Origin of the sequence: Feifania hominis, assembly GCF_014384765.1 — a bacterium.
In the GTDB taxonomy this organism is placed as follows: Bacteria; Bacillota; Clostridia; order Oscillospirales; family Feifaniaceae; genus Feifania; species Feifania hominis.
The window spans coordinates 123,077-148,978 of sequence record NZ_JACRSP010000003.1 but is presented as its reverse complement, the minus strand read 5'-3'; the positions used below and the strand labels follow the sequence as shown (position 1 = coordinate 148,978).

The following is a 25,902-nucleotide window of genomic DNA, read 5'->3' as shown; positions in this document are numbered from 1 at the left end:
TTTCATCTATGACACGCCCGAGGGCGGATCAATCCGCAACAACCGGAATAAACTGCGAGTCCGCCACGCGCACGAGGCCGCGGTTGCTGATGCCGCCGTCCGGAATGACGGCGAGAGTCAGCTGCAGGCTCAGTGTGAACACCGCGTCCGACAGAGTGCCGCCGAGCGACTCATAGGCCCTCTGAAATTCCTCGAGCTCACGCGCCACCTCAGGGATGGGCTTGTCGCTCATGATGCCGAAGACCGGCATGCTGACCCGGGCGAGCAGCTCGCCGTCCGCCACGAGGGCGACGCCGCCCTGCATCTCGATGACGGCGTTGACGGCCGCGGCCATATCCGCATCCGACGCGCCGACGGCGGCCATGTTCTGGGTGTCCTGCCCGATGGAGCCGGCAATCGCGCCTCGCTTCATGCCAAAGCCGCGTACAATGCCGACGCTGTGGCCCTTGCCGCGGCCGTAGCGCTCGAACACGGCAGTCTTGAGCAGATCGCGCGAGGCGTCAGCCGCAATGGCGCCGCCTGCCGCCTGCATGGTCTCGGTCTCAAGGGTGGTCGCGACCGTGCCGTCGATCATACCGATGACGTTGACCGTGTGGGCCCCGTCTTCAGCCGGAATCGCGAGATCTTCCGGTGTGATCGGCTCAAGCCGGATGGTCTTGAGCGCATTCGCCGGGTACTGGTACGAGGCGAGCGACAGCCCGCGGCTGATCTTTTTGCCGTTTACAAAGACAGTGTGAGCGCGGAAGTCCTTCAGGTCATCCACGAGCACCATGTCGGCCTCGTAACCCGGCGCCACCGCGCCCACGCGGTGGTCGATGCGGTAGGCGCGCGCCACGTTGATCGTGCCCATCTGGACGGCGACCATGGGGTCGACGCCCTCGGCAACGACCTGCGCCATGGCAAAGTTCATATGGCCGCGCGCCACGATGTCGCTCGGGCTGATGCACCCGTCGGTCGCCAGCAGCACGCGGGAGGTGTCTCTGAGCTTTGAGACGAACTCGCCCGCCGACGCCGGCTCCGACAGGGACCCGCGGCGGATGATGACGTGGACGCCGAGCTCGTATTTCTCGAGCATCTCCTCCACCGTCACCGACTCGTGGTCGGTGCGGATGGGGCCCGCGCCGAAGTAGGCGTTCGCCGCGTCGCCGAGCACGCCCGGCGCGTGCCCGTCAATGAGCAGCTCGTTCTGGCGGGCAAAGGTGAGCATGCGCATCATCTCATCCTCGCAGGAGAGCACGCGCCCGAAGTCCATCGTCTCCGCCACGCCCGCGACGAGCGGCAGATCGGCCGACTCCGACAGGGAGTCGAGCGTCACCGAGAAGCCCGCGTCCTCGAGCGTCGGAGCCGAGGGCACGCAGGGCGGCGTGTTGTAGAATGTCTTGATCGGCAGACCCGCCATCTCATGGGCCATGATGCCGATGCCCTCATTGCCCATGACGTTGCTCGTGTCGTGGGGGTCGATCATGACGGTCGTGGTGCCCCAGGGCAGAATCGCCTCGGCGAAGCGCGTGGCCGTCACATAGGCCATCTCGACGTGGGTGTGCGCGTCGATGAGGCCGGGCAGCAGATAGCGCCCGTCCGCGTCGACAATCGACGCCGCGTCAGGGCCCTGACCCGGCGCATACAGCCCGCAGATGATGCCGTCGGCCACGGCCACCTCGCGCTCGAGTACCTCGCGGGTGAACACATTGACCACCCTCGCGTTTTTGATGAGCAGATCCGCCTGCTCGAGCTTCTGTGCCACGCGGATTCTGCGGGTGAGCTTGCCCACCTCCGCAGGGCTGACTTTTCTCTGTCTGATGTACATATCCGTCCTCCTCATCGGCTGTACGCGCCGTATTTTCCGAGGATTTTATTATATCAGCGTTTGGCCCGCCGGGCAATATGCAAAGTGCCCGGCGGATGCGCTCTCACGGCATCAGCCGCAGGGCTCATCATAGACCATGCGCACGTGGTCGATCCCCGCCTCTTCAAAGATCTCGCCCCGGGCGGTGAACCCGAGCTTCTCGTAGAAGCCCCGGGCGTGGAGCTGCGCGTTGAGATAGATCTCCCGCGCACCCTCGTCATGTGCGATTTCAATCAGCTTCCGGCAGACGGCGGCGCCGAGCCCCTGGCCGCGGTAGCGCTTGAGCACTGCGACACGCCCGATCTTGGCGCGGCCGTCGGTGACAACGAGCCGTCCTGCCGCCGCCGGCGCACCGTCGCGGCGGCAGAGCACATGCACGGCGCGCTCTTCGAGCTCGTCCCACTCGAGCTCAGGGGGCACCTGCTGCTCCAAAATGAACACCTGCGAGCGAATCTGGCGCACGGCGGCCATGTCCACGGCGGTGCGGGCGCGGATGATTTCTGTCTTCATAACTCTCCTCCTGTAAAACTGTGAAGGTCCCGTTACGCGGAGTAATCAGCGCCTCACAGGTTCTGTTTTCTCTGATTTTGTCAAGTTTTTATTTCCATACATTTCCTCTTGCGTCAGAGAAAGTTTTCCTCTTTTCACAAATAAATTCGGTATCTTTAAACAATTTCAACAAACTTATCATCATTTTTTATTTCTATTTGTATTTTAAATGCTTTGCAATACAATTAGTATATCATATTTTCTCTGTTTTTGTTGATAACTCTGAGTATTTTCCACGCGCGACTACTATTTTTCCGCGCTCACTCATACTCTGGTATGGTAACGGCATGGAGCCAAAAGCTTGTAAGGAGTATGCTGCAATGAGAATGCGAAACAGTCGACGGCCGCTTGTGATCGGGCTTGTCTTGATTCTGTGCTGCTGCCTCGTCTCGAGCGTCTGGCAGATGATCCGCGAGGAGATCTTTTCGCCCCCGGCGCTGTCGACCGGCGCCCAGGTTCACGCGGACGGCATTGAACTCCCTATTATTATGTATCATCACTTCAGCGAAAACAAGAGCAGGCTTGGCGATTATGTGCTCTCAGTGGACAAATTCGAGAGTGATCTCAAATACATCCGCGACAACGGCTTTACCACCGTTACCGTGGCGGATCTGATCGCCTATGTCTACGACGGTGTTCCCCTGCCCGAGAAGCCGATCATGCTCACGTTTGACGACGGCTACGAGAGCAACTATGTCTACGCCTACCCTCTGCTCAAGGAGTACGGCATGAAAGGCGTGCTGTCGGTCATCGGCCTCTACGCCGACAAATACACCGATGAACCCGATCACAACGTCAACTACGCCCACTGCACCTGGGACCAGCTCGCCGAGATGGAGCGCAGCGGCGTGATGGAAATTCAGAGCCACTCCTACAACATGCACTCGCACGACAAGGGCCGCACGGGCACTCTGCGCTGTCAAGGCGAGTCGGTGGCGCAGTACATCGAGGCTTTCCGCGCGGACGCTGAGCTCTTTGAGAGCCGCAGCGAGCAGATGCTCGGCCACAAGCCGACAGCCTACACCTACCCGTTCGGCGACTTCTCCAAGGAGTCGATCACCGTTCTGCGGGAGATGGGGTACAAGGTCTCGTTCGGCGTCTACGAAAAGCTCAACTACATCACCGACGACCCGGAGGGACTCTATCTGCTGCACCGGTTCAACCGGCCCAATAAGTACAGCACCGAGAAGTTTTTCTCAAAGCTGCTCGCGGGATGATTCAGAGGGGGGAGACCCCCTCTTTTTGCCGCCCGGGCGCTTCACACGCGGCCGAGCGCGGGATAGCAGAATTCGGGAAGCCCGCGCAGAAAGCCGCCGCGGGTGAAGAGTCTCTCCCCGCGCCAGAGATCGGCCACCGCATACTCCGAGAGCCACCGGTCCGGCGTGAAGTGGAACACCGCCTCTCGCCCGCCGAGCGCGGCGAGCTGGGCCCCCACCGTCTCCCATGGCACGGGGCTCTGCGCGAGGAGGTCGAAGACGTGCAGCTCACCGCCCTCTTCGCGCGCCACCGCCGCGCACCCGGCGGGCAGCCAGTACAGGTCATGCCGCCGGCCGAGCACGAGATTCGCCCCATAGAAAGAGCCCTCGCGGCGCACGTCTAAAACACCCGACTCGACGCAGCGCGCCGGGTCGAGCTTTCCGTAGAGCTGCGGTGCAGTGATCGGCACAGGCTTGCCCGCCGGCGGCGGCAGCGGCGCTCTCATCACGCTCTGCACCGCGCCCTGAAAGCCGAGACGGCCGTAGAACGCGGCGAGCGGCGCCCGGGCAAAGAGGAACACATCGGGCGGGCAGAGATCCATCGCCCGGGCGAGAAGTTTGGTGCCAAGTCCGCGCCCGCGAAACGCGGGCGCGACCTGAACGGTGCCGATTTGGGCCGCCGGCCGCGCTCTGCCGCGCAGCACAAGCGTCATATCCGCAATGGTCAGCGATGCCGCGAGCCTGCCGCCCTCCATAAGGCCCAGGATGCGCGGGCCGCCGCGCCAGAAGCCGCCGGTGAGCCACGCCGACAAGTCGAGGCCAAACACCTCGCGCGTGAGCGCACGATAGGCGTCTGCCTGCGCCGTGTCCTCCAGATTGAGAAAGGCGATGTCCATGTCAGTCCCCCCTGTGGTGATTCCCGCCGATTTGGTGTATACTGTATAAGACTATGAACACAAAGGCGGAACTAGACATGCTTTGGCTTTTGCTTCTTCCGGGCGCGGCGCTCGCCCTCGCTGCGATCTGGCTTCTTCTCATCCGCCCCTGTCACGACAGGGGCCGTACCGCGGTCTTTCGCGGCTTTCACTACGCCCACCGGGGACTTCACACCGGCGACGGCCGCGTGCCCGAGAACTCCCTCGCCGCTTTCCGCCGCGCGGTCGACGCGGGCTATGGCATCGAGCTCGACGTCCATCTCACGGCCGACGCGAAGCTCGTGGTCTTTCACGACTTTCTGCTCTCGCGCATGTGCGGCATTGATCTGCGGGTGGAAAATCTCACGGCTGATGCGCTCCGCCGGTATGAGCTGCTCGGCTCGGGGGAAAAAATCCCCCTCTTTGACGAGGTGCTCGAGCTCGTGGGGGGAAAAGTGCCGCTCGTCATCGAGCTCAAGGCCACCGCCAACGCCTTTGGCCTGTGCGAGCTGGTCAACGCCCGTTTGCAGCGCTACCGGGGCGAGTACTGCATCGAGTCTTTCAACCCGCTGGTGCTCCACTGGTACCGCCGCCGCGCGCCCGAGGTCTACCGCGGGCTGCTCTCCATGGACTACCGCAAGTCGGACCAGCGCATGAACCGCGTCTTCAAGGGTGCGCTGAGCAATCTGCTCTTAAACTGGTTCGCGGGGCCTCAGTTTCTCTCCTACCGCTTCTCCGACCGCTCCAACCGCAGTCTTCAAACCTGCCGGCGGCTCTATCATGCGGCAACGGCCGCGTGGACCATCCGCACCCCGCAGGAGTTTGCAAAAGCCGCGCAGGAATTTGACTTCGTGATCTTTGAGGGCTTTGAGCCGGGTCCTGTGCCGTAATGCGCTGCCGGCCGCAAATTTCGCTACCATTCGCCCTGAAAAAGTGATAAAATAATCGTGCAGCGTGTTGTTCTGGCAAAACGTAATTCCAGTTGCCGGGACGACACGCTCTTACTTTTCATAAGACGAGGTGGTTTTCATGGCGCTCACGCGCTGCTTTGGGGTTTCTTCGCTCTGCCCTGGCGCTCGGCCGGGGTCCATCTTACTGCGGCGCGGCGGGCGGCCGTGGGCGGCTGCCGACGGGAGGTGAATGCATGTATCAGGTTGGCGACCTTGTCGTCTACGGAAACACCGGCGTGTGCAGAATTCGGGAGATTTCTCACCGGACCCGTCCCGGCTTCGACGACAAACAGCTCTACTACACCCTTGAGCCCCTGCAGCAGGACTGCATGATCTACGCGCCTGTCGACGGCACAATCTTCATGCGGCCCGTCATCTCGAGGCAGGAGGCCCTGGATCTGATTGACCTGATTCCCACCATGGACGCCGAGGCCTATCACAATCCGGTTCTGCGCCAGCTCACCGAGCACTACGAGGCGGCGCTCGGCAAGCATGACTGCGGGGAACTCATCGCCATGACCATGTCCCTGTATGCAAAAAAGCAGGGCATGATCGAGCGCAAGCGCAAGTTCGGCGCAGTAGATGAGCGCTATATGAAGCGTGCGCAGGAGCTGCTCTTCGGCGAGCTCTCGGCAGTGCTCGGCATCCCCGAGGAGCAGGTGCCCGACTTCATCGCCTCGCGCGTGGAGGCACAGAAATTCCCCGGATAAAAAAGCGCGCAGCCAACAGGCTGCGCGCTTTCTTCTGCCCTAAAGGATCATCACAAAGGTTCCGCCCGCAATCAGCAGACCGCCGAGGATGGTCTTGAGATCGGGCTTTTCCCCGAGCACCACAAAGGCGAGCACCATGGTGATGACCACGCTGAACTTGTCAATGGGCACCACTTTCGACACCTCGCCGAGCTGGATGGCCTTGAAGTAGAACAGCCACGACAGGCCGGTCGCGGCGCCCGAGAGCACCAGAAAAATCAGGCTCTTCTGCGTGATCTCCGCAACGCCCCGGTACTCGCCGGTCAGAAATACAATGCCCCACGCCATGATGAGTATGACCACCGTGCGCACGGCGGTCGCGAGATTGGAGCTGACGCCCGCAATGCCGATCTTGGCGAGAATGGCTGTGATGCTCGCGAACACCGCCGAGAGCAGCGCATAGAATACCCACATATTCTTACCCCTCTTCCTCATTCTGTCACCCCAGTTTTTCAACCAGCGCCGCCGCATCGGCGAGCGCTTCGCTGTCTGCGGCCTTTTCCACCGCGCGCCGCGCCGCGTCAAACTGCTCGACCGTCGTGAGGAGAAGTTGGTCGAACTCCTCGTCCGCGCCGCCGTTCTCACCGAGGTAGACCTCGGCGAGCCCCACTGCGGGCAGCGCCACCACGAGTCGGCCCACCGTGTAGGCATAGAGCTCCTCGTCGGGCGTGCCCATCATCTCACGCAGCCGGGCGGCGCTCTGCTTGAGGGAGAGGTAGTCCTCATCCCCATCGAGACTGTCGGCGCTCATGGCAAGCCCCAGCTGCTCGCGCAGACCGGCGTCTGCGCAGGCCGCGAGAATTTCGCGGCCGAGCGCGCGCATGTCCTTTGATACGCCGTCGCCCGCGCCCCGGCCGCCGAACAGAAACACAGCCGCGGCCACGACCGCCGCGGCGAAGAGAAGCACGATTCCCGCGACAATCGCGACGTTTCTTCTGGCCTTTCGCATCTGGCGCTCGGCGTGTTCGTCCCGCTCATCGGCGGGTCCTGCCGGCCTGTCGGCCTCACAGTATTGGCAGATTCCGTAAAAATCGTCAATCGGTCTTTTGCACTTGGGACAATTCATCCTGTCTTCTCTCAATCTGTTTTATTTTGCAGCAGTCTCTCGAGCGCCTCGGCAAAGAGCCGGTCCTGCCGGGCGGTGCGCTTCGGCGGTCCGCCGGCGCGCCGTCCCGCTGCGCGGGCCCTGGCGGAAAAGTGCCGCTCGGCAAGCAGAGAGTCGATGTTCTCATCGGTGTAGATAAGCCCGTTCTGGTTGAGCGCGCAGGCGCCCTTTGCCAGCGCCATCGCCGCCACGCCATAGTCCTGGCTGACCACGATGTCCCCGGGGCGCACGGCGTTTGCAAGCGCGATGTCGGCACTGTCACGCGCGCGGTCGACCGTGACCACCTGAAAGTCGCCGCGGAGAATGTGGCTGGTGTCGACGAACATCGTCACCGGTACGGCATAGCGCTTTGCGGCGGCCACAATCTGCTCTTTGACAGGGCAGGCGTCCGCATCGACCAGAATCTGCATCTCACACCTCCGCTCACAGCTCAATCTCTGTTATTTTCCACATACCGTAGAAAATCATACTATAATCCGCCGCCGAAAACAAGAGACCGGAGAGAGCAACCGCTCTCTCCGGTCTTCTCTAGCGCATGGTCCCGCAGTAGCCGGGCGGCGGGCAGCTGCCCGGCGAGCGGCCGGTGTCCCGCGGCGGCCAGGTGCACGGCGGGGAGCAGGGCGGCGGAAGACAGGGCGTCTGACAGTCGCACTGCGGCGGACGCGGCGGTGTGCTATCCCAGCACTTGTCGCAGCGGTGCTCGCGCAGCGGCGCGCAGACGGGCACCGAGATCTGCACCCGGCGGGTGTCGCTGCTGCAGACCATGACGTTTCTCTGCACGCTGCAGCTCTCGACCACATAGTCTCCCACGGGGACATTGCAGAACACGGCCTTGCCCATGCAGTCGGTCTGCATGCTGCGAAGACAGCGGCCGCACTCGTCGAGCAGATTGACCGTCACACCGCTTATGTAGATGTTGCTCTTTCCTCTGACCACACTGACCGCGAGCGTACCCTCGCGGATGACGCTGTCCAGATAGAACACCACACAGGCGGACGGGCAGCACTCTCCGATGTGGAAAAACTGTTTTTTTGCGATGCTGTTAAAGCAGTTGTCCCGCGTGACGGGACGCACAAAGTAATTTCCGCAGGGAAGTCCCTCAAAGACCGCGCAGCCTCCGGCGTCGGTGCACTGTACGCGGCGCAGACTCGGGTTGTCACAGTTGACCACTTCAAAGGGCACCCCGTCAAACGGGCGGCTGCCGCAGGTGTTTCGCACCGTCAGCTCCAGCTCCCCCATACAGGGACAGGAACAGTAGGACATGGTTTTGCCTCCTCTCATGGGCGGTTGGTCCGCCCTGGGCCTACACTCGCAGTATATGCCGCAGCCGGCTGTTCGGTCACAGGCAGACAAAGGCCCCCGCCTTGCGGCGGGGGCCCGCTCTATCCAAACAGGCCGCCGATGAGAGCCCATGCCACCGGCACGAGCACGGCGGGGATCATATTGGCCACTTTGATGCGCTTGAGCCCGAGCAGATTCAGCCCGATGCAGATGATGATGGCCGAGCCGATCATGGAGATCTGGAGCATGAGCGCATCGCTGATGTACTGGCTGATGAAGAAAGAGGCGACGGTGATGGTTCCCTGGTAGAGCAGCACCGCACCCGCCGAGAGCAGCACGCCCGCGCCGAGCGTCGACGCATAGATGATGGACGCGACCCCGTCGAGCAGCGATTTCGCGTAGAGCGTGGTGGGATTGGCCGCGAGGCCATCCTCAATCGCGCCGACAATGGCCATGGCGCCCACGCAGAACAAAAGCGAGCTCTCAACAAAGGCGCGGCCCGTGCGTCCGTCGTTTCGCCCGAGCCGGCGCTCGGCGAACTGTCCGACCCGCTCAAAGCCCCGGTCGATGTTCAATAGCTCGCCGATCAGCGTACCCACCACGAGCGACACGATCAGAAGCAGCAGGTCCACCCGGTCGAGCAGACCGTCCGGCTTCACCCGGAAGAGCCCCGTGAGCGTCCCCGAGATGCCGATCATCAGCGTGGAGATGCCCAGGGCATTTGTCAGGCTGTCCGAGATATGCTCCGGCAGCCCTCTTCGAATGAGCAGGCCCACAAGGGCGCCTGCGAGTATGGCGAGTGTGTTGACTATCGTACCCAGACCGGGCATGGCCGTCTCCCCCCTGTTTCATTGCAGTGGTAACGGTCTTAAGTTTAACACACCGCCGCGGATTCTTCAACAGGGCGCGGGCGGCGGGGCGGCCGCCGCCCGCAGCGGGTCAAAAGGCGCTGGTGCAGCCGCAGTTTGTGCAGCCGCAACCCGTCGAGGCAGTGCTGACACAGCCCGTTGATGCGGTGTTTGTACAGCCGCAGCCGCAATCCCAGCTGCAGCCGCAGTTGCACCCGCACGAGTTGTCGTTTTCGGCGGCGAGCAGCTGGGCCAGAAGCCGACAGGCGCTCGTGTTGCAGTTGAGCCCTCTGTTGCAGCCACAGTTGCAGCCGCAGTTTGACGAGGCGTTTCCCGCGCAGCCGCAGCAGTCGCAGGCGCTTGTGCCGCAGTCACAGTTGCTGTTGATACAAGCCATATTCAATCTCCTTCCACCGCGCCGCAGCGCGGAAAGCAAAGCAGTTGTGTTTTTGTCAGGATTATCTGACACACTGGTATCTTATGTCTGCGCGCGCGGCGCGACAAAGGGGGCCGAACGCAGTCTTTGCCGCCCGGGTGCGTCTTTTTGCAAAAGAGGCGGGGTGCGGGCCCGTCTGCGTCTGTGTGGGGGACGTTTTCCCCGGGCGACATTATTTGAAGCCGTGGCGCCGGCAAGCGGTCTCATCCCGGCACGGCCGGCGCCAACGCGCATGAAAAAAGCGAAGCCTACGGCTCCGCTTTTTCGTCGTTCTCTCTGTGAAAAACCGCCCGGGTACGGCGGCCCACCACCGGTTCTTTCCACCCGGCGATGCCCGAGCGGCACAGCGCGCCGAAGATCTTCTCGCGCAGGTCCCGGTTGTCGGCCGACAGGGTGGCCAGCAGCTCCTTGACATACTGGCGCTTGGTGTTGCCGTTGGCGGGACAGGGATTGTGGTAGACCGGCAGCGCCATGCGCCGGACAAAGCTCTTGATCTCGCGCTCGGGGATGTAGATCATCGGGCGCAAAAGCGTGATGCCGGTGCGGTCGAGCCAGGTCACCGGCGAAAAGCAGGAGAGCCTGCCCTCGAAGAAGAGACTCAGCACAAAAGTCTCCACCACGTCGTCAAAGTGGTGGCCGAGCACGACTTTTTTGCACCCCTCGCGCAGAGCCGCATCGTGCAGCGCGCCGCGGCGCATCTTCGCGCAGAGCGCGCAGGGATTCGACTCCTTTCGCACATCGAAGATCACAGGGCCGATCTCGGTGCGCACGATGGTCAGCGGCACATCGATGGCGGCGCAGTACGCCTCAATCGCGCTGAAGTCGGCCTCTCTGTCAAGGCCCATGTCGAGCATGATCGCCCGCAGCTCATAGCGCCTCGGGTAGAAGCGGCGCATCTCAGCGAGCACGCTCAGGGCGCAAAGCGAGTCCTTGCCGCCCGAGACGCCGACCGCGATGCGGTCGCCGTCTTCAATCATCTGGTAGTCGTCAATGGCCTTTCGCATGACGCTGAGCATCTTCTGCACGGTTCCACCCCCAAATTCTCTCCTTATTATAAGAGGGCGGTGTGGGACACGCAACCGAAATGACAAAAATGACGTGTGAGATAACGGGCGATATCAGGCGTATTTAAGAGATTTTGAGACCTTTTCTCTCATAAATTAAAAATTTGGAACTTTTGTGTTGACAACCTGGGGCAGCTTGGTTATAATAGCACTTGCCGATGTGCCCATCGGCTTGTTTTATGAGTTTTTAATAAAACTGCAAGATAGATTCAGGAGGGAACTACTATGTCAACTTTCATGGCAAACAACCAGACTGTTGAGCGCAAGTGGTACATCATCGACGCCAAGGGCAAGTCCATGGGCCGCCTTGCCGCCGAGTGCGCACACATTCTCAACGGCAAACACAAGACCGACTACACCCCTCACGTCGACTGCGGTGACAATGTCATTGTCATCAACGCCGCCGAGGTGGTTCTGACCGGCAAAAAGCTCGATCAGAAGATCTACTACACCCACTCCGGCTATGTCGGCGGTCTCAAAGAGACCAAGTACAGCAAGATCATGCAGAACAACCCCGGCTTCGCGATCAAGCTCGCCGTCAAAGGCATGCTCCCGAAAAATTCGATCGGCCGGCACAGCCTCAAGCGTCTGCGCGTCTACAACGATGCCGTTCACGGCCATGACGCCCAGAAGCCCGAAGCGCTGAACATCGGTAAATAAGGGAGGAGCGAGAACATGTATAACGACAAGAACTATTTCTACGGCACCGGCAGAAGAAAGAGCTCGGTTGCGAGAGTGCGCATTCTCCCCGGCACCGGCGTCATCACCATCAACGGCAGAGACATCGACGACTACTTCGGTCTCGACACGCTCAAGCTGATCGTCAACCAGCCCTTTGAGGCGACCAAGACCGCCGGCAAGTTCGACGTGATCGCCAAAGTGGTCGGCGGCGGCGTCTCCGGCCAGGCCGGCGCCATCCGCCACGGTCTGTCGAGAGCTCTGCTCCAGGTCGATGAAGAGGCCTACCGCCCGATTCTCAAAAAGGCCGGTTTCCTCACCCGCGACCCGAGAATGAAAGAGAGAAAGAAATACGGTCTCAAAGCAGCCCGTCGCGCTCCGCAGTTCAGCAAGCGCTAAATTTCATACGACAAAAAGCGGACGCCAGAGGCATCCGCTTTTTCTTTCCTCAGTCCCGCTGTTCGACAGTCCCCGTATCCCAACGGGCACAATTGGAGGTCTCTTTTTTCTCAAAACCGGCATAGTGTAAAACAGGACTTTCCATTTTGGTCGTGTCAGCGCGTTTGACACCGTTCTCTGAAGGCGGTATCTTTTTCTCATTTGTCCTCTGTTTAGAGACATTGTTTTCATGGACATTTTTTGAAAAAGTGGGAGAAAATGCTCGAATTTGGCCCAAATTTTGTGTTCTTGTACAAATTACACACTATTTTTTAGTTGATTTGGTGCAATTTTACGTTTGTTATTCCAAAACTTTATAGTATAATAGAGGGGCAAATTCATTTTGCAAATGACGCTGGCCTTCCACCAAAGTGTATGAAACCGTCTTTTTGGCAATACTAGGTTCATACGCAAAAACGAGGGCCGTGAGACACGGCAGACCCGTTTCACGGTCTTACGAAATGGAGGCATTCTATGCAATTTGTCAAGACGCTTGCAGGCCGGATCAGAGGGGCCTTTGGCCGCCTGTTCCGCATGGCGCGGAAATTCTTTCGGCGCTCTGCAGGCACCCTCGGTGCGTTTGTGTGCCGCCGGACCGTTGCGCTGACCCTGCTGCTGTCGGTGAGTCTCGCCGTGACAGCGGCCGCCGTGAGTCAGACGCGGTTCGTCACCATCCGCGACGGGGACAACACCATTGTGGTGAGAACCATGAAGGACGATCCGAACGACATCATCGAGGAGGCGGGCCTCACGCTCTCTGCCTACGATGCGGTCAAGGTAAACGCCGATCAGGGGCTCTATGCCGACCTGTCGGTAGAGCGGGCTTTCCCGGTCTACCTCACCTGCGACGGATCGAGAACCGTCTACTACATGACCGGCGGCTCTGTGCGCGACCTGCTCAGCAAATCCGATATCGAGCTCGGCGTGTACGACATCATGACCCACAACCCGAACGATCTTCTCTACAGTGGAATTGACGTAACCATCAACCGGGTAAACTATGTTACCGTAACAGAAGAGACCGAAATTCCCTTTGACGTAAAAAGGCTTGGCGTCCAGACAATCCCGAAAGGAAAAACCGTTGAAAAGGTCAAAGGTGAAAATGGTCTTGCAACCGTGGTCGTTCAGAACATGGTTGTGGATGGACAGCTGCTCAGCAGCAAGGTGGTCTCTGAGGAGATCACAAAGGCTCCCGTCCAGGGCGTCGTCGAGTACGGTGTCGGCGGCGAGTTCAGTACCAGCCGCGGCGAGGCGCTTCGCTACTCGCACTACATTGACCTCAAGGCAACCGCCTACACCTATGGCGAGAGCGGCAAGTGGGGCGACATCACCTCAACCGGCAAACCGGTTCAGGTCGGCTATGTCGCCGTAGACCCGAAAGTCATCCCCTATGGAACCCGCATGTACATCACCTACCCGAACGGCAAGGTCGCCTACGGGTACGCGGTGGCGGAGGACACAGGCGGCGGCATCAAGGGCAACCGGATCGACCTGTTTATGGAGACCTCGGCCGAGTGCAAGGCGTTCGGCGTGAGAAAGGTCCGGGCGTATATTCTGGAATAACAGATGCGCGGGAGCGCCGTCCATATGGGCGGCGCTCTCATTCTGTTCAGCGCCGCGCTTCTGTGGTACAATGACTCTGACCGATTGTCTCACACCGACAGACCGCGCTTCGAAAGGAGTTTTATCATGAAGACGTTTGCCATTCCCTATGCCGCGGCGAGCCTGCCTTTCTCCTGTGAGGAGAGCGAGCTGCGCGGCGTTGTGCGCTGCGACCCGCCGCAGGCGGACGGCGACGGGCGCTCCCTTGTGGCGCAGGCTCTCGCAAACCCCGTCGGCTGCGAGCGGCTGCGCGAGCTCGCGCGCGGCGCGCAGAGAGTCCTTGTCATCACAAGCGACCACACACGCCCGGTTCCCTCCCACATCACGCTGCCGCCGATGCTCGACGAGATCCGCGCCGGAAACCCTGCCGCCGAGATCAAAATTCTCGTGGCGACCGGCGTCCACCGCGGCACCACGCGCCGGGAGCTCACCGAAAAATTCACGCAGGAGCTCGTCGACCGCGAGGAGTTTCTCGTGCACGATGCGGCCGCCCCCGGGATGCTCCCGCTCGGCACGCTGCCCTCGGGCTGCAAGCTGTCGGTAAACCCCCTTGTGGGCTGGGCCGATCTGATCGTCGCGGACGGGTTTATTGAGCCCCACTTCTTCGCGGGTTTCTCCGGCGGACGCAAGAGCATTCTGCCCGGCATTGCAAGCGCCAAAAGTGTGATGACGAACCACTGCTCGGCGCTCATCGGCTCCGCGCGGGCGCGCACCGGCATTCTCGAGGGCAACCCCATTCACGAGGACATGTGCGCCGCAGCGCGGCTCGCGGGGCTGCGCTTTGTCGTCAACGTCCTGCTCGACGACGACAAACACATTGTCGCCGCCTTTGCCGGCGACGCCGCGGCAGCCCACGAGGCGGGCTGCCGGCGGGCGCGGGAGCTCTACTCCTGCCGGGCTGCGTGCGCGAGCGTGGTGGTCACGTCAAACGGCGGCTACCCGCTCGATCAGAACGTCTACCAGACCGTCAAGTCCATGACGGCGGCCGAGAGCTGCGTCAACGAGGGCGGCGTCATTCTCTGCGCGGCCGCCTGCGAGGACGGCAGCGGCGGCGAGGAATTCGTGCGCTGGTTCTCCCAGTCCAACGGCCCCCGCGACGTGCTCGACAAGATTGAGCGCATCGGCGCGGACGACACCATCGCCGACCAGTGGCAGGCGCAGATTCTCGCGCGCGTCATGACCCGCGCGAGCGTCGCGCTCATCTGCGAGCCGAAAAACCGCGAGATGGTCGAGAGCATGGGGCTGAAATGGTTTGCGGACCTCGACAGCGCTTTCGCCTGGGCGAAGAACTCCCTCGGGGAGCGCTACGATGGAGTGACGGTCATTCCAAACGGCATCTCGGTCATTGTGGAAGAGCAGTAAAGAGTGTGCGCCGACAGGCAAGGCGTTATAAAAATTAAGGGCAGGGCGGACCGCAACGGTCCGCCCTGCCCTTTTATACTGTGTAGCCCGTGGCGCTTTCACGGAAAGCGCCGGTGGAGAAGAGCGATAAAGTCCGAAGTCATTCTGTTCGGCGGTAAAAGCTGTACAGAACCTCAGACAATGCTTCTGGTGCATCCACATTTACCTCATGCCCAGCCCCGGCAATCTCCCGCATTTCTGCGTTTGTCAGAATGTCCGCCAGCTTACCAGCCGCCTTTCTGTTGGCGAAATCCTTTTCCCCACAGATCACCAGGGTGGGACAGGTTATCTTGGAGAGAGAATCGCTGAAATCCAATTTCATCATGGTTTTGCAAAGCCGAATGAATTCTTTCTTTTCAAATCCCATCGGCTGAAACACCGCTTTGGGCATTAATTGAAAGAACATATTTTGAATCCTCAATAACGTTTTCGGCATTTTGTACTGTGGGGCAATCAGGACCAATGAATGTATCTTTCGGGGGTGCTCAATGGCATAATGCAGCGCCAGAACACCACCGAGGGACAGACCGCATAAATCTATTGACTCCATACTCTGATCGCAGATCTCTGAAACGGCTTCATAGAGATTTTGATACGTCGCGCAGTTGCCCCGAAGAATTTCGGCCAAATCAGGGCACAGACAATCTTCGGCAGCCTGCAGCTTCTCAACCGTCTCACTCCAGCTTCTGCCCGTTTGCCCCAAGCCGTGTAAAAATATCTGCTGCACCCCGCCTCATCTCCCACTCCGGATTTGTTTACGAGGGTAATGATATCACACCGCCCGCCGAAAAACAATTTTTCCGGCGGGCGTTCGCTCCCTTAGATTTCGGGCAAGATACTTTGTAATGCCCTCTCGCGAGTCGTCCAGGTTATTTAACCCCATACCGGGGCAACTGATTCAAAGATCATATACGTCGCCATAGTCATCAGATCGCATGTTTCGTATTTGCATGGTAACCACCATTGGTCGGTCAACCACACCGAAAGCAAAACCTAGTCAGTAACCGTGACACGCTGCGTCCCGTCAGCGGACAGCTCAAGGTAGTAATTTCGCGCGGCGGTGAGACCGGAAAAGATCACTTCCGTTTTCCCCTTGCCAATCGTCCCGCACTGAATCCAGTCGGCGGCACCCGCATCGTAGAGGTAGACTTCAGCCACCGGTGATCCCGCCGGCACGCGGACGGTAATATCCGTACTGTTTGTGTAGAGCTGATAGCCGGACAGTTCCCCGGCCGTGGTCTCCAGCGCGCCGACGGCCGTCAGATCGTGATAGACGCGCCCCGGCAGCAGCTCTGCCCGCCGCTCGCTCGAGACGCCCCTGTCAACCCGCTCCAGAAGAAAGACGGCCCCATCGGCGAGGGCACTCTCTCCCCGGTAGACGGGCAGCGCCGAGGACTCCTCCTTCTCAAAGACGAGGCGATCGTCGAGAGCGGTAAAGACAAAGCAATCGCCGCCATCCTGCGTGCTGAGCGTGAGCTTCTGTCCATCAAGCCGATATGTCCCCCCGTAGATGCGGCCGGAGAGGACGGAGTGGGTGAATTGAAACCGGTTGCCCTCAAACAGGGTGACCGATGCGGGGAAAGCCCGATCCCCCTCGGCGCACAGATAGCTCCCCGGCGGCAGAGAGCCTGCCTTTTTCATGGGGTTTGCCGCAAGGCAGAAGCACAGAGCCGCCGCTGCGGCGAGAAGCGCTGCCGTCACCCAGAGCGTCCGCTTTCGATAGCCCAGCACGGCCCGGATACGCCCGGTGGTGTCACCCTCGCCAAAGGCGAGCGGCGCACCCGCAGCGACGCGTTTTCCTGTGGCAAAGCGCAGCAGGGAACCGGCATATTCCGGCGCGATCTGCGGCCCCATGCGCCGCAGCACGCTCTCGTCGCAGGAGCGCTCCATATCCGCCGTCAGCAGGGCAGACGCCGCCCACACCAGCGGATTGAACCAGTGTACAGCCAGGGCCGCAAAGGCCATGAGCTTGACGATGTGATCCCCGCGGCGAATGTGGGTTTGCTCATGGAGCGTGACATACTCCCGCTCGCGCCCGGTGAGCTGCGACGGCAGATAGATTTTGGGGCGCAAGACCCCCAGCACAAAGGGGGTATCGATGTGATCCGCGAGATAGACATGATCGTGCGCAAGCACCGCGCCGACAAGCCTGCGCCGCAGCCGCAGCAGGGAAATCATTCCCCGCAGCACCACCGCGGCGGCCCCAAAGGCCCAGACAAACGCGAACGCATTCCAGCCCCGGTGTCCATCGGTGTCTCCGGGCTCACTCACGGCGTCCGCCGTCTCAGCCGTCTGCGGCGGAGCCTCCGCCTGCGGCAGGTTCTGTGCCTGCGGCGAAGTCTGTATCTGCGGCGGGGACGACAGGGTCTCGAGCCGGGCTGTCATCCCGGCCGGCAGAACACTCAGGCCGCTCGTAAAGGAGACCGGACAGAGCAGCCGAAAGAGCACCACGCTCCACAGCACATAGCAGCAGAGTCTCGGCGCGCGCCGCAGAAGCAGACGTGCCGCCAGCACTGCGGCGATGACAAAGCTCGCAGTCAGACTCATGCGCAGCACTTCAAAAAAGAGCCTGTACAGCATACGCTCACCCCCTCTGCCCGTCAATCAGGCGGCGGATCTCGTCAATCTCCTGCTCAGAGAGCTTCTTTCTGGTGGAAAAGGCCGCCAGGAACTGCGGCAGCGAGCCGTGAAAGGTCTGCTCGATAAACTCCTCGCTCTGACGTGCTGCAAATTCCTCCCTTGTCAGAAGCGGCGAGACCACGCCGCCGATATTTTGAAAAAGTCCGCGCTCACACAACCGGCGCAGCATGGTGTAGGTGGTAGACTTCTTCCACCCGAGCTCCCGCTGGCAGAGCTTGACCAGTTCCCCCGAGGAGACCGGCGCGCTGTTCCAAATCAGCTGTGCAAATCTCATCTCCATCGCGCCGAGCCGATACGTTTCCATTCCATCACCTCATTTGGTTTAATGATTGTAGACCTGCTGCTAGTCTACACTCATTAAACCAATTTGTCAACTGTATTTTATCTGCCGTCTGCGGTACGGTCAAACCTTGATTGGACAGAGCAATCCAGCTGGTTTTGAAAATCCTATTTCTCTCACCGCTTGTCCCTCAGCATTTCCAATATAAAAAAGCGGGCCAGTCCGGTCCATGACCTGAGCTGTCTCGCTTTTTCTTTTGCTGCACCCCGCCTCATCTCCCATTCCGGACTTGTTTACGAGGGTAATGATATCACACCGTCTGCCGAAAAACAATTTTTATCGGCGGGCGTTCGCTCCAGGGCGCAGCCTTTCGCAGACCAACGTGTCAATTCATTTTTCCGTGGCCGGGGCGCGCGGTCTGTGATATGATAGAAGTAATACTTCGGGCAGGGGGTGTCTCTCATCGACGGCTACAAAAATTTCATCGACCTCTATCTGGTCGATATTCTGACGGTTCTGGCGCCGCTGCTCTGCGGCGCCATTGTCTGCGCGATCATCGGCATTCCGTTTTTCTTCTTTCAGCGGCAGCGCCGCGAGCATCTTCGGCTCGAGCGGGAGGGACACACCGCCGGCGGCACCGTGACGGACCTCTACACCAGGCGGCACCGCATGCGGGGCGACGAGAATACCCCCTCATACACCATCGAGAGCCCGCACGCAGTCTACTCCTTTGTGGCCGCCGACGGCCGCACATACACCGGCGACTTTGCGCAGAAGCGCAAGTCGATGTACGGCCGCGGCGACAGTGTCACCGTGTATTACGATCCTCAAAACCCACAGTCCAACTGCACCCCGCGCCAGCTCGAGGAGGATGTCGCCACCCGGCGGCTGTTTCTCTCTCTGTTTGCCCTCGTCGCGGTGCTCTGCGCCGCCATGGCGCTCTGGCTCGGGCTGTCCTGACCGATGAAGCAAAATAAGACCGCCCGGCCGAATGGCCGGGCGGTCTTATTTTGTTTCTGTTTCGCGCGGGCTTTCGCGTTCTGTTCCCGACTGCTCGCCGGGCATCCGCGCAAAATCGGCAATTCGCCGAAGCGCGGGGTAGGCGCTGTAGAGAAACTCCTGATAGGGGCAGTAGCCCCGCTCACCGTGGAGCAGCTCCCGCTCGCGCCGGCAGCCGCCGCGGCAGATGCCAAAGGCCTTGCACCCGGCGCAGATCGCCGGATTCTCCACCCGGCCGCCGAGAAAGCGCGCAGCCGCCGCAGACTGCTCGAGCGCCTCGAGCGGCTCGTCGAGCGATCCCATGCGGTACTCGTCGAGCGCGTAGAAGTCGCAGGGGTAGACGCTGCCGTCCGCCTCCACGACAAACTGGATTCGGCATGCGCCGTAGAGCCCGCACTGCTCGGGTGCGAAGCCCCGCAGCATCATGAGCACATTGTCGAACAGGCGCACGCTGACATAGTTCCCCGCGCGCAGAGCCGCAAACCACTCGCCGAACAGCTCTCTGAGAAAGCGGCCGTACCCGCGGGGCGTGAGGGCGTCCACTCCCCCGCCGCCGAGGGGCGCGAGGCACGGGATACACTGCACATGGCTCACCCGGTTTTCGAGCAGAAAGGAAAAGTAGTCGCGCGCCTGCCCTGAGAGGGCCTCGGTGACGACTGTGAGAATGTTGTAGTCGATGCGGTGCTCCTCGAGCAGCCGCTTTGCCCCGAGCACCGCCCCGGCGCTCGCGCCGCCATCCAAAAGGCGGCGGTGGCGGTCGTGCTGCCCGGGTGCGCCGTCGAGCGAGAGCCCCACGAGAAACCGGTACTGCCTGAGCAGCGCGCACCAGCTCTCATCGAGCAGCAGACCGTTGGTCTGAATGGAAAAATGGGTCTGTGAGCCGCATTTTTGCACCGCCTCGGCGCAAAATTCCGCAAAGAAGTCGAGGCCCGCCAGCGTCGGTTCGCCGCCCTGAAAGGCAAAATGCACGCTCTCGCCGCCGGCGTACTGCGCCGCGCGGTCAATCAGGCGCGCGGCCGTATCCCGCGTCATGATGCCGTGGCTCGCAGTCTCGCGGTGCTCGCTCTCGTCCCGGTAGAAGCAGTAGCTGCACCGCATGTTGCACAGCGACGACGCGGGCTTGATGAGCAGCGAGAGCGCCCGGCCCACTATTTCGGCCTCGATTTTTCGACCATCTCGAGGCCGTTGACGTAGTCGAGCTGGCGCGGCTCATACTCCTCGTTCTCGCGCTGGCGGGTCCAGCCGGTGTACTTCCAGGTGGGCTTGCGCGCGTCGCGCCGCCAGGGGCGCGTCTCCCACACATAGCCGCGGAAGGGGTCGCGGGTCTCGTTCATCCAGTCGAGCAGCACGTCGTGCAGCCGGTCGCGGATGGCCGCGGTCTCAGGGCAGTCGATGAGGTTTTTCGTCTCATACGGGTCCTCTCTCATGTCGTAGAGCTCGTCGGTGCTCAGCAGATTGACCACCAGCTTATAGTGCCCGTCGTAGACGCAGCGCATGGGCTGAAAGCCGCCGTGGGTGTCGTGGTCGACCTCGAAGCGGCCAAATTCCATGAAGACATAGTCGCGCTGGTGGTGGCTGAGATCCTCGGTCGTTTTGAGCATGCTCCGGCCCGAGAAGAGCTTCGGAATGGGCAGGCCGAAGTACTCCATGATCGTCGGGGACAGGTCGATGTGGGAGACCGGCTCGCGGTAGACGGCGTTTTGCAGACCGCCGGGGCGCTTGATGATCAGCGGAATATGGGTGATGGAATCGTAGGCCGCCGCGCCCTTTTTGAGCAGGCAGTGCTCCTCGAGAAAGTCACCGTGGTCGGAGGTATAGATGATCATCGCGTCGGGCGCATTCTCCCGCGCGGCCTTGAGCACCCGGCCGATCTCATAGTCGATGTAGGTGTTGCAGCCGAAGATGTCGGGCCGGTGCACCCGCAGCGCCTCAGGGTCGCGCAGGCGCTTGTCGCCCGCCCAGACCTGCTGGTGGACGGGCTTGCCCTCTAGGTTGTCGAAGTGCGCCGGGTTCTTGGGGAAATCGTAGTCGTCGTACATCGACGCATAGGGCTCGGGGCAGAGAAACGGGTGGTGGGGCTCGTCGTAGGACACGACGAGAAAATAGTCCTCCCCGCGCTTTTTCTCAATGTAGTCGACCGCGCGGTCGGTCACGCGGTGGCCGAACGTAAAGTCCTCCGGGATGCCCTCGCGGGCCGTCTCGGGCTTTCTCGATTTGACACGCTGCTCCGGCGTGAGCTCCTCAAGGTAGTTTCTCATATCGTACCACCACTCAGGATCCCAGCCGTCGGGCGCGCGGCCCAGGCCGAAGTAGTCGCCTCCGTCGAGGTGCCACTTGCCAATGTAGGCAGTCTCGCAGGCGTGGTTGTCGCGCAGGCGCTGGCCGAGGGTCTTGGCGTTGTCGGCAAGCGCGGCGCAGTTGGCCCACGCGCCGCACTCATGGGGGTAGTTTCCGACAAAGATACCCGCGCGGGCAGGCTCGCACACCGGCTGGGTGGTGTAGGCCTGCTCATAGCGCACGCCCTCGCGGGCGAGATCGTCGAGATTCGGCGTCTTGAGGCCGTTTTGGCCGTAGCAGCCGACCATGTCCCACCGCTGGGAATCCGTCATGATGAAGATGACCTGTCTTGGCTTCATGGGGGTGCCTCCTTGCAAATTCCGTGCGAAATTGTGTTTCTTTTGTATCAAGTGTACTGCAATTGAGACGCTTTGACAAGAGCCACCCGCAGATTTGAGCCGCTCCGGTTGACAGCACAGCAGCGCTGTCTTATGATGATACCAGGCGAGGTGATACAATGAGACGCAATCCGGCACGGCACGGGCCGTGTCTTCTCCTGACATCCGTTCTGGCTCTGCTCTGGTTCGCGGGGTGTGCGGCCACCGGCGGGGCGCCGAAGCTCGAGGAGCATCTCTGGACCATGACAACCATTCAGGACAGCAGCGGGGCTGTCGTGTTCTGCCCGGGCGAGTCCGCCGACATCCACGAGGGCGCGGAAATCCTTTCCCTGACCTGCGAGGCTGCGGATGGCTCTCTGCACATCGCCGGGGAGAGCCAGACCTGCACCGGCGTCTATCGCCTGACACAGAGCTCACCGAGAGATGCCCTGTACGAGATCACCGTCGGCGGCGAAGTCTATACGGCCGTGACCGGCATGACGACCTATGCGGACGGGAGCGAGAGCCCGACATTTCTTATCAATACGCCCGATTACACGCTGACTTTTCACGCAGCGCAGCCGTAATGCGTATCTAAGAGCGCGGGGGGATTGCCTCACGCGCTCTCACAGTACAGCAGGCGCCCCAAACGGGGCGCCTGCGCTTTTTTATTTCTTGATGCCGAGAATGCCGCTCGTGCCTTTCATGGCGAAGATGTTCTCATCGTAGGTAAAGGTCAGCGCCGCGCGCTCGCGGCTGCGCTTGAAGCCGAGCTCAATCATCTCGTCGAGCAGCTGCGCGTACGGCTTGCCCGCGGCCTCCCACAGGTAGAACGCGAGCGACCCGGGAATGGTGTTGACCTCGTTGACGTAGACGCGGTCGCCGTCGTCCCGGTCGAGCAGAAAGTCGATGCGCACCACGCCGTTGCAGCCGAGCGCGCGGAAAGTTTGCACGGCAATCTCCCGGATGCTCTCGGTGAGCTCGCCGGACAGCTCGGCCGGCAGCTTTCTCGTGGCGGCGCTCATTCCCTTGGAGCCGCCCGCCATGTACTTGTCGGCATAGCTTAAAATCTCGTCGGCCGCGACCGGCTCCTCGAGAGCCGACGCCTGCGCCGAAGCGTAGTCGCCAAGGCAGGAGCAGTTGATCTCCTTGAGATTCTCGATGGCGTGCTCCACGACGATCTTCACCGCGAAGCTCGACGCGAGATCGACCGCCGCGAGCAGCTCGGCGCGATCCTTTGCCTTTTTGATGCCCACACTCGAGCCGAGATTTGCGGGCTTGACGATCAGAGGGTACTCGAGCGCGGCCTCGATGCGCTCGATGTGCTCCTCGCGGCCGGCCGCAAAGTCGCGCGCGTAAAAGCTCACCGCCGGCAGTACCGGCACACCCGCGGCGCGCAGCACATCCTTCTGCACCGCCTTATCCATGCCGATGGCGGCCGAGAGCACATCGCAGCCCACATAGGGCAGTCCCAGCAGCTCAAAGAAGCCGGAGACCGTGCCGTCCTCGCCGTTGGTGCCGTGCATGATGGGAAAGGCGATGTCGATGCGCTCGACGTCGGGCTTGCCGAAGAGCTTGGGCTCACAGCGCGTGAGCACCACCTCGCCGCCCTTTTTCACCGGGTAGACGTGGGTGCACTGGGCCGTGAGCTTCGCGGTATCCCGGTAGTTGTCGATTTCAAACAGGGCGTCGCCTGTGTACATGTTGCCGTCCTTGGCGATGTAGACCGGCACCAGATGGTACTTGTCACCGGCAAACGAGTGCATGGCCTGTACGGCGCTGATGACCGAGATCTCGTGCTCGACCGTGGCGCCGCCGAAAAATACGCCGACATGGATACTCATAGAAAAAGGCTCCTTTGTTCAGATAGTATTTACTCTTCCAGATCGTCGGGCAGATCGTTCTCGAGCAGCACCACGCTGCCGGGAACGGCGATCTTCGTCAACTGTGTGAGGGCCTGCTTGAGGTTCTTCGCCACAAAGAGGCGCTCCTCGTCAAAGCCCGCGGCGCGCAGCCCCTCGACAATGGGCTTTGAGCGGCGCGTGCCGACCGGTATGACATAGTCGCACACGGCCGCGGCCCGCTCGCCGAACAGGCGGTTCTCCTCCTGCTCGCGGTCGCCGAGTTCAATCATGCCGGGCGAGATGAGAATTTTCATGGGGCTGTCAAAGCTGCCGAGCACACGAAGCGCCTCGGCCGCGCCCTCGGGATTCGAGTTGAACGCATCGTCGATGACGAGAATCTCGCTGCCCCGGTCGTGGATCTCGAGCCGGTGGGGCACCGGCTTGAGGCGCTCAAGGGCATAGGCGATCTGCTGCTCGCCGACGCCCTCGTGCAGCGCCAGCGCCGCCGCGCCCACGATGTTGAGTATGTTGTGGCGCCCGAGCAGCTTCGTGCGAAGCGGCAGGCGCAGCCCCTTGTTGGAACAGAGCGTGAAGCTCGCCCCCTCGCGGCCATAGGCGAGGTCCTGCGCCCAGAAGTCGAGCGAGGAATTCTCGATGCCGTAGCGCAGGCGGGGCCGGTCGGCTCCGCGCGCCGCGATGATCTCATTGTCGTAGTTGAGCACCGCAAGGCCGTCGGAGGGCAGCGCGTCGACAAGCTCATACTTGGTTCGCGCGGTGTTCTCGATGCTGCCGAAGCTCTCGAGGTGGGCGGCGCCGACCGCGGTGATCCACCCGATGTTCGGGCGCACAATGTCGCAGATCTCTCTGATGTCGCCGGGGCGCTTGGCCCCCATCTCACAGACGAAGTAGCGCGTGCCGGGCTTCCACTGCTCGCGCACGGTGCGCACCACGCCCATGGGGGTATTGTAGCTCTCAGGCGTCATGAGCACGTTGTACTGCTCCGAGAGGAGTTTTGTCAAAATGTACTTGCAGCTCGTCTTGCCGTAGCTGCCGGTGATGCCGATGACCTTGAGCCCGTCCGCCCCGCTGAGAATGCGCTGCGCGTCGCGGATGTAGTGGTTGCGCGCCGCACGCTCAATGGGGGCGTTTAAGGTGTTCGTGACGATCGGCCAGCAGATTTTGAACTCCGCCATGGCGGCGAGCGCCGTCAGCAGCAGAATGGGGAAGATCTCATGGGTGTAGAGCACCAGCAGATTGCCGAGCCCCGTGAACGCCAGCAGCAGCACACCCTGTGTGATGTACATGCGGATGACCCGCCCGGTGTAGACAAACTTCTTCTTCTCAGCCCCCCGGCGGGTGTTGGAGAGGTTGACGTAGAGGCTCGCGGCAATGGCGACCACCCAGAAGATGAAGTACTGCGGCAGCCGGTGCAGCAGAATGAAGCAGGGCGCCATGATGGGGAACATGGAGAACGCCGAGACCTCTTTTTTGAAGCTGTCGCGAAACCATTTGTAATAGCGGTCGTTGTAGTAGGAGTTGAGCTGAAGCATGTGGTAGTACCGGTGGGAGAGCGCGAACACATAGGCGATGTAGACCGCCATGGAGAGATTGAAAGTCAAAAGAAGCGTCATGAGCGCTGCCCCCTTAAAAAGGTGTTGAGAACCACCCGGAACTCGCCGGGCTTGTCGAGAAAGGAGTAGTGGCCCGCGCCCTTGAACGTTACCAGTCCCGCGTCGGGGATGAGCCGCTCCATGAGCTTTGCGTCGGCGAGCGGGGTGTCCCTGTCGTCCTCTCCCCACATGAGAAGCGTCGGCGCCTTGATCGCGGGCATGTATTCGGTCAGATCCTGGTTGACCACGCGGATGAGCGTCTCACGCATCACGCCGGAGGCGCTGTTGTAGTCGGCCGAGCCGAATTTCTTTCGCGCCGCTTCGACGCGCGCGCGGTTTTTCTCCCGGGCAAAGGGCAGCGCGAGCAGCACCCACTTCATGGTCTTAAAGGCCATCACTTTGAGCCGCCCCTTGAGCTTGCGCTTCGGCTTGACCCCGGCGCTGTCGGTGAGCACGATCTTATCGGCCTCGACGCCGAGCGCGCCGGTCATGTAGAGGATGACACGCCCGCCGAACGAGTGGCCGAGCAGAATGGGCCGCACAAGCCCCTGGGCCTCGATGAACTTCTTCGTCAGCGCCGCGTATTCGGGCACGCCCCAGGCCACGGGCGGCTCGGCGCTCTCGCCGAAGCCGGGAAAGTCGATCGCCGTCACCCGGAAGTGATCCCGGAGCATGGCAATGACGGACGCCATGACGCGAATATTCGTCCCCCACCCGTGCAGGATCAGAACGTCCGGCCCCTCGCCCTCGGTCTCATAGTGCAGTTTGATTTGGTCGATTTCACAGAACAAATGGCAGCCCTCTCAACTTCTTGTCTC

27 protein-coding genes are annotated in these 25,902 nt (G+C 61.3%); 9 read left to right on the top strand and 18 right to left on the bottom strand.

Annotation, left to right across the window (positions count from 1 at the left end):
- Positions 1–28: 28 nt before the first annotated feature.
- Both H8695_RS07745 and H8695_RS07740 read right to left on the bottom strand, forming a co-directional pair.
- The gene (locus H8695_RS07745; protein ID WP_249300418.1) at positions 29–1,807 is read right to left on the bottom strand and encodes an adenine deaminase; all 1,779 of its coding nucleotides are present in this window, start codon (positions 1,805–1,807) and stop codon (positions 29–31) included.
- A gap of 111 nt (positions 1,808–1,918) precedes the next feature.
- Positions 1,919–2,356 (bottom strand): GNAT family N-acetyltransferase, encoded by a 438-nt coding sequence (locus tag H8695_RS07740; protein ID WP_249300417.1) that lies wholly within the window; start codon positions 2,354–2,356, stop codon positions 1,919–1,921.
- A gap of 359 nt (positions 2,357–2,715) precedes the next feature.
- Between H8695_RS07740 and H8695_RS07735 the strand changes: the two genes are divergently transcribed.
- Positions 2,716–3,612, top strand: coding sequence for a polysaccharide deacetylase family protein (locus H8695_RS07735; protein WP_249300416.1), 897 nt, complete (start codon positions 2,716–2,718; stop codon positions 3,610–3,612).
- A gap of 41 nt (positions 3,613–3,653) precedes the next feature.
- Here the strand turns inward: H8695_RS07735 and H8695_RS07730 are convergent, their stop codons facing one another.
- A complete protein-coding gene (locus tag H8695_RS07730; protein WP_249300415.1) occupies positions 3,654–4,487 on the bottom strand; it encodes a GNAT family N-acetyltransferase in 834 nt (277 codons plus the stop codon).
- Between the two features lie 77 nt (positions 4,488–4,564).
- Between H8695_RS07730 and H8695_RS07725 the strand changes: the two genes are divergently transcribed.
- Together H8695_RS07725 and H8695_RS07720 are read left to right on the top strand one after the other, a co-directional pair.
- Complete coding sequence (locus tag H8695_RS07725; protein ID WP_249300414.1) at positions 4,565–5,395, top strand: glycerophosphodiester phosphodiesterase family protein; 831 nt, start codon at positions 4,565–4,567, stop codon at positions 5,393–5,395.
- A gap of 254 nt (positions 5,396–5,649) precedes the next feature.
- Positions 5,650–6,165 carry a CarD family transcriptional regulator gene (locus H8695_RS07720; protein ID WP_249300413.1) on the top strand — a complete coding sequence of 172 codons (516 nt, stop codon included), beginning with the start codon at positions 5,650–5,652 and terminating at the stop codon, positions 6,163–6,165.
- Between the two features lie 39 nt (positions 6,166–6,204).
- Here the strand turns inward: H8695_RS07720 and H8695_RS07715 are convergent, their stop codons facing one another.
- The 7 genes from H8695_RS07715 to H8695_RS07685 all read right to left on the bottom strand — a co-directional run bounded on the left by H8695_RS07715 (position 6,205) and on the right by H8695_RS07685 (position 10,890).
- The gene (locus H8695_RS07715) at positions 6,205–6,618 is read right to left on the bottom strand and encodes an EamA family transporter (RefSeq protein ID WP_249300412.1); all 414 of its coding nucleotides are present in this window, start codon (positions 6,616–6,618) and stop codon (positions 6,205–6,207) included.
- A gap of 25 nt (positions 6,619–6,643) precedes the next feature.
- Complete coding sequence (locus H8695_RS07710) at positions 6,644–7,270, bottom strand: hypothetical protein (protein ID WP_249300411.1); 627 nt, start codon at positions 7,268–7,270, stop codon at positions 6,644–6,646.
- Between the two features lie 11 nt (positions 7,271–7,281).
- On the bottom strand, positions 7,282–7,719 hold the full coding sequence (locus H8695_RS07705; protein ID WP_249300410.1) for a YaiI/YqxD family protein: 438 nt from the start codon (positions 7,717–7,719) through the stop codon (positions 7,282–7,284).
- Between the two features lie 118 nt (positions 7,720–7,837).
- Positions 7,838–8,572: an MSCRAMM family protein gene (locus H8695_RS07700; protein WP_249300409.1), complete on the bottom strand. Its 735-nt coding sequence runs from the start codon at positions 8,570–8,572 to the stop codon at positions 7,838–7,840.
- Between the two features lie 119 nt (positions 8,573–8,691).
- Positions 8,692–9,420, bottom strand: a complete 729-nt coding sequence (locus H8695_RS07695; RefSeq protein ID WP_249300408.1) for a DUF554 domain-containing protein — start codon at positions 9,418–9,420, stop codon at positions 8,692–8,694.
- 109 nt (positions 9,421–9,529) lie between these two features.
- The gene (locus tag H8695_RS07690) at positions 9,530–9,835 is read right to left on the bottom strand and encodes a hypothetical protein (protein ID WP_249300407.1); all 306 of its coding nucleotides are present in this window, start codon (positions 9,833–9,835) and stop codon (positions 9,530–9,532) included.
- Positions 9,836–10,122: 287 nt separating this feature from the next.
- Positions 10,123–10,890, bottom strand: coding sequence for a tRNA 2-thiocytidine biosynthesis TtcA family protein (locus H8695_RS07685; RefSeq protein WP_249300791.1), 768 nt, complete (start codon positions 10,888–10,890; stop codon positions 10,123–10,125).
- A 273-nt stretch (positions 10,891–11,163) separates the two neighbouring features.
- On the opposite strand from H8695_RS07685, the gene rplM reads away from it, so the two are divergent.
- The 4 genes from rplM to larA all read left to right on the top strand — a co-directional run bounded on the left by rplM (position 11,164) and on the right by larA (position 15,018).
- On the top strand, positions 11,164–11,598 hold the full coding sequence (gene rplM / locus H8695_RS07680) for a 50S ribosomal protein L13 (protein ID WP_249300406.1): 435 nt from the start codon (positions 11,164–11,166) through the stop codon (positions 11,596–11,598).
- Between the two features lie 15 nt (positions 11,599–11,613).
- Complete coding sequence (rpsI, locus tag H8695_RS07675) at positions 11,614–12,015, top strand: 30S ribosomal protein S9 (RefSeq protein ID WP_249300405.1); 402 nt, start codon at positions 11,614–11,616, stop codon at positions 12,013–12,015.
- Between the two features lie 513 nt (positions 12,016–12,528).
- Positions 12,529–13,617, top strand: a complete 1,089-nt coding sequence (locus H8695_RS07670) for a resuscitation-promoting factor (RefSeq protein WP_249300404.1) — start codon at positions 12,529–12,531, stop codon at positions 13,615–13,617.
- A 126-nt stretch (positions 13,618–13,743) separates the two neighbouring features.
- Positions 13,744–15,018, top strand: a complete 1,275-nt coding sequence (gene larA, locus H8695_RS07665) for a nickel-dependent lactate racemase (RefSeq protein WP_249300403.1) — start codon at positions 13,744–13,746, stop codon at positions 15,016–15,018.
- Between the two features lie 139 nt (positions 15,019–15,157).
- On the opposite strand, the gene H8695_RS07660 is transcribed toward larA, so the two are convergent.
- The 3 genes from H8695_RS07660 to H8695_RS07650 all read right to left on the bottom strand — a co-directional run bounded on the left by H8695_RS07660 (position 15,158) and on the right by H8695_RS07650 (position 18,001).
- Entirely contained in the window at positions 15,158–15,784 is a 627-nt protein-coding gene (locus H8695_RS07660; RefSeq protein ID WP_249300402.1) for an alpha/beta fold hydrolase, read from the bottom strand.
- 266 nt (positions 15,785–16,050) lie between these two features.
- Positions 16,051–17,637, bottom strand: coding sequence for a M56 family metallopeptidase (locus H8695_RS07655; protein WP_249300401.1), 1,587 nt, complete (start codon positions 17,635–17,637; stop codon positions 16,051–16,053).
- 4 nt (positions 17,638–17,641) lie between these two features.
- Positions 17,642–18,001, bottom strand: coding sequence for a BlaI/MecI/CopY family transcriptional regulator (locus tag H8695_RS07650; protein WP_249300400.1), 360 nt, complete (start codon positions 17,999–18,001; stop codon positions 17,642–17,644).
- A gap of 429 nt (positions 18,002–18,430) precedes the next feature.
- On the opposite strand from H8695_RS07650, the gene H8695_RS07645 reads away from it, so the two are divergent.
- A complete protein-coding gene (locus H8695_RS07645) occupies positions 18,431–18,937 on the top strand; it encodes a DUF3592 domain-containing protein (protein WP_249300399.1) in 507 nt (168 codons plus the stop codon).
- Positions 18,938–18,982: 45 nt separating this feature from the next.
- Here H8695_RS07645 and H8695_RS07640 read toward each other — a convergent pair whose 3' ends face one another.
- Positions 18,983–20,125 carry a radical SAM/SPASM domain-containing protein gene (locus H8695_RS07640; RefSeq protein WP_249300398.1) on the bottom strand — a complete coding sequence of 381 codons (1,143 nt, stop codon included), beginning with the start codon at positions 20,123–20,125 and terminating at the stop codon, positions 18,983–18,985.
- Complete coding sequence (locus H8695_RS07635) at positions 20,125–21,612, bottom strand: sulfatase-like hydrolase/transferase (protein ID WP_249300397.1); 1,488 nt, start codon at positions 21,610–21,612, stop codon at positions 20,125–20,127. Before H8695_RS07635 ends, H8695_RS07640 begins: the two co-directional genes overlap by 1 nt.
- A 158-nt stretch (positions 21,613–21,770) precedes the next feature.
- Between H8695_RS07635 and H8695_RS07630 the strand changes: the two genes are divergently transcribed.
- Positions 21,771–22,217, top strand: coding sequence for a hypothetical protein (locus H8695_RS07630; RefSeq protein ID WP_249300396.1), 447 nt, complete (start codon positions 21,771–21,773; stop codon positions 22,215–22,217).
- Between the two features lie 81 nt (positions 22,218–22,298).
- On the opposite strand, the gene H8695_RS07625 is transcribed toward H8695_RS07630, so the two are convergent.
- The 3 genes from H8695_RS07625 to H8695_RS07615 are packed head-to-tail and all read right to left on the bottom strand — an operon-like array spanning position 22,299 to position 25,875.
- Positions 22,299–23,474, bottom strand: a complete 1,176-nt coding sequence (locus H8695_RS07625) for a D-alanine--D-alanine ligase family protein (protein WP_249300395.1) — start codon at positions 23,472–23,474, stop codon at positions 22,299–22,301.
- A 29-nt stretch (positions 23,475–23,503) separates the two neighbouring features.
- Entirely contained in the window at positions 23,504–25,105 is a 1,602-nt protein-coding gene (locus H8695_RS07620) for a UDP-N-acetylmuramoyl-tripeptide--D-alanyl-D-alanine ligase (RefSeq protein WP_249300394.1), read from the bottom strand.
- Positions 25,102–25,875 carry an alpha/beta fold hydrolase gene (locus H8695_RS07615; RefSeq protein ID WP_249300393.1) on the bottom strand — a complete coding sequence of 258 codons (774 nt, stop codon included), beginning with the start codon at positions 25,873–25,875 and terminating at the stop codon, positions 25,102–25,104. Before H8695_RS07615 ends, H8695_RS07620 begins: the two co-directional genes overlap by 4 nt.
- Positions 25,876–25,902 lie beyond the last annotated feature (27 nt).

Bases quoted from the DNA above. Each gene is read 5' to 3' on its own strand.
- H8695_RS07650 (WP_249300400.1), bottom strand. From the start codon at position 18,001: ATGGAAACGTATCGGCTCGGCGCGATGGAGATGAGATTTGCACAGCTG.
- H8695_RS07735 (WP_249300416.1), top strand. From the start codon at position 2,716: ATGAGAATGCGAAACAGTCGACGGCCGCTTGTGATCGGGCTTGTCTTG.
- H8695_RS07635 (WP_249300397.1), bottom strand. From the start codon at position 21,612: ATGAAGCCAAGACAGGTCATCTTCATCATGACGGATTCCCAGCGGTGG.
- H8695_RS07705 (WP_249300410.1), bottom strand. From the start codon at position 7,719: ATGCAGATTCTGGTCGATGCGGACGCCTGCCCTGTCAAAGAGCAGATT.
- H8695_RS07625 (WP_249300395.1), bottom strand. From the start codon at position 23,474: ATGAGTATCCATGTCGGCGTATTTTTCGGCGGCGCCACGGTCGAGCAC.
- H8695_RS07620 (WP_249300394.1), bottom strand. From the start codon at position 25,105: ATGACGCTTCTTTTGACTTTCAATCTCTCCATGGCGGTCTACATCGCC.
- H8695_RS07720 (WP_249300413.1), top strand. From the start codon at position 5,650: ATGTATCAGGTTGGCGACCTTGTCGTCTACGGAAACACCGGCGTGTGC.
- H8695_RS07695 (WP_249300408.1), bottom strand. From the start codon at position 9,420: ATGCCCGGTCTGGGTACGATAGTCAACACACTCGCCATACTCGCAGGC.
- H8695_RS07700 (WP_249300409.1), bottom strand. From the start codon at position 8,572: ATGTCCTACTGTTCCTGTCCCTGTATGGGGGAGCTGGAGCTGACGGTG.
- rpsI (WP_249300405.1), top strand. From the start codon at position 11,614: ATGTATAACGACAAGAACTATTTCTACGGCACCGGCAGAAGAAAGAGC.
- H8695_RS07690 (WP_249300407.1), bottom strand. From the start codon at position 9,835: ATGGCTTGTATCAACAGCAACTGTGACTGCGGCACAAGCGCCTGCGAC.
- H8695_RS07740 (WP_249300417.1), bottom strand. From the start codon at position 2,356: ATGAAGACAGAAATCATCCGCGCCCGCACCGCCGTGGACATGGCCGCC.
- H8695_RS07725 (WP_249300414.1), top strand. From the start codon at position 4,565: ATGCTTTGGCTTTTGCTTCTTCCGGGCGCGGCGCTCGCCCTCGCTGCG.
- H8695_RS07630 (WP_249300396.1), top strand. From the start codon at position 21,771: ATGAGACGCAATCCGGCACGGCACGGGCCGTGTCTTCTCCTGACATCC.
- H8695_RS07655 (WP_249300401.1), bottom strand. From the start codon at position 17,637: ATGCTGTACAGGCTCTTTTTTGAAGTGCTGCGCATGAGTCTGACTGCG.
- H8695_RS07670 (WP_249300404.1), top strand. From the start codon at position 12,529: ATGCAATTTGTCAAGACGCTTGCAGGCCGGATCAGAGGGGCCTTTGGC.
- H8695_RS07715 (WP_249300412.1), bottom strand. From the start codon at position 6,618: ATGTGGGTATTCTATGCGCTGCTCTCGGCGGTGTTCGCGAGCATCACA.
- rplM (WP_249300406.1), top strand. From the start codon at position 11,164: ATGTCAACTTTCATGGCAAACAACCAGACTGTTGAGCGCAAGTGGTAC.
- H8695_RS07685 (WP_249300791.1), bottom strand. From the start codon at position 10,890: ATGCTCAGCGTCATGCGAAAGGCCATTGACGACTACCAGATGATTGAA.
- larA (WP_249300403.1), top strand. From the start codon at position 13,744: ATGAAGACGTTTGCCATTCCCTATGCCGCGGCGAGCCTGCCTTTCTCC.
- H8695_RS07730 (WP_249300415.1), bottom strand. From the start codon at position 4,487: ATGGACATCGCCTTTCTCAATCTGGAGGACACGGCGCAGGCAGACGCC.
- H8695_RS07745 (WP_249300418.1), bottom strand. From the start codon at position 1,807: ATGTACATCAGACAGAGAAAAGTCAGCCCTGCGGAGGTGGGCAAGCTC.
- H8695_RS07710 (WP_249300411.1), bottom strand. From the start codon at position 7,270: ATGAATTGTCCCAAGTGCAAAAGACCGATTGACGATTTTTACGGAATC.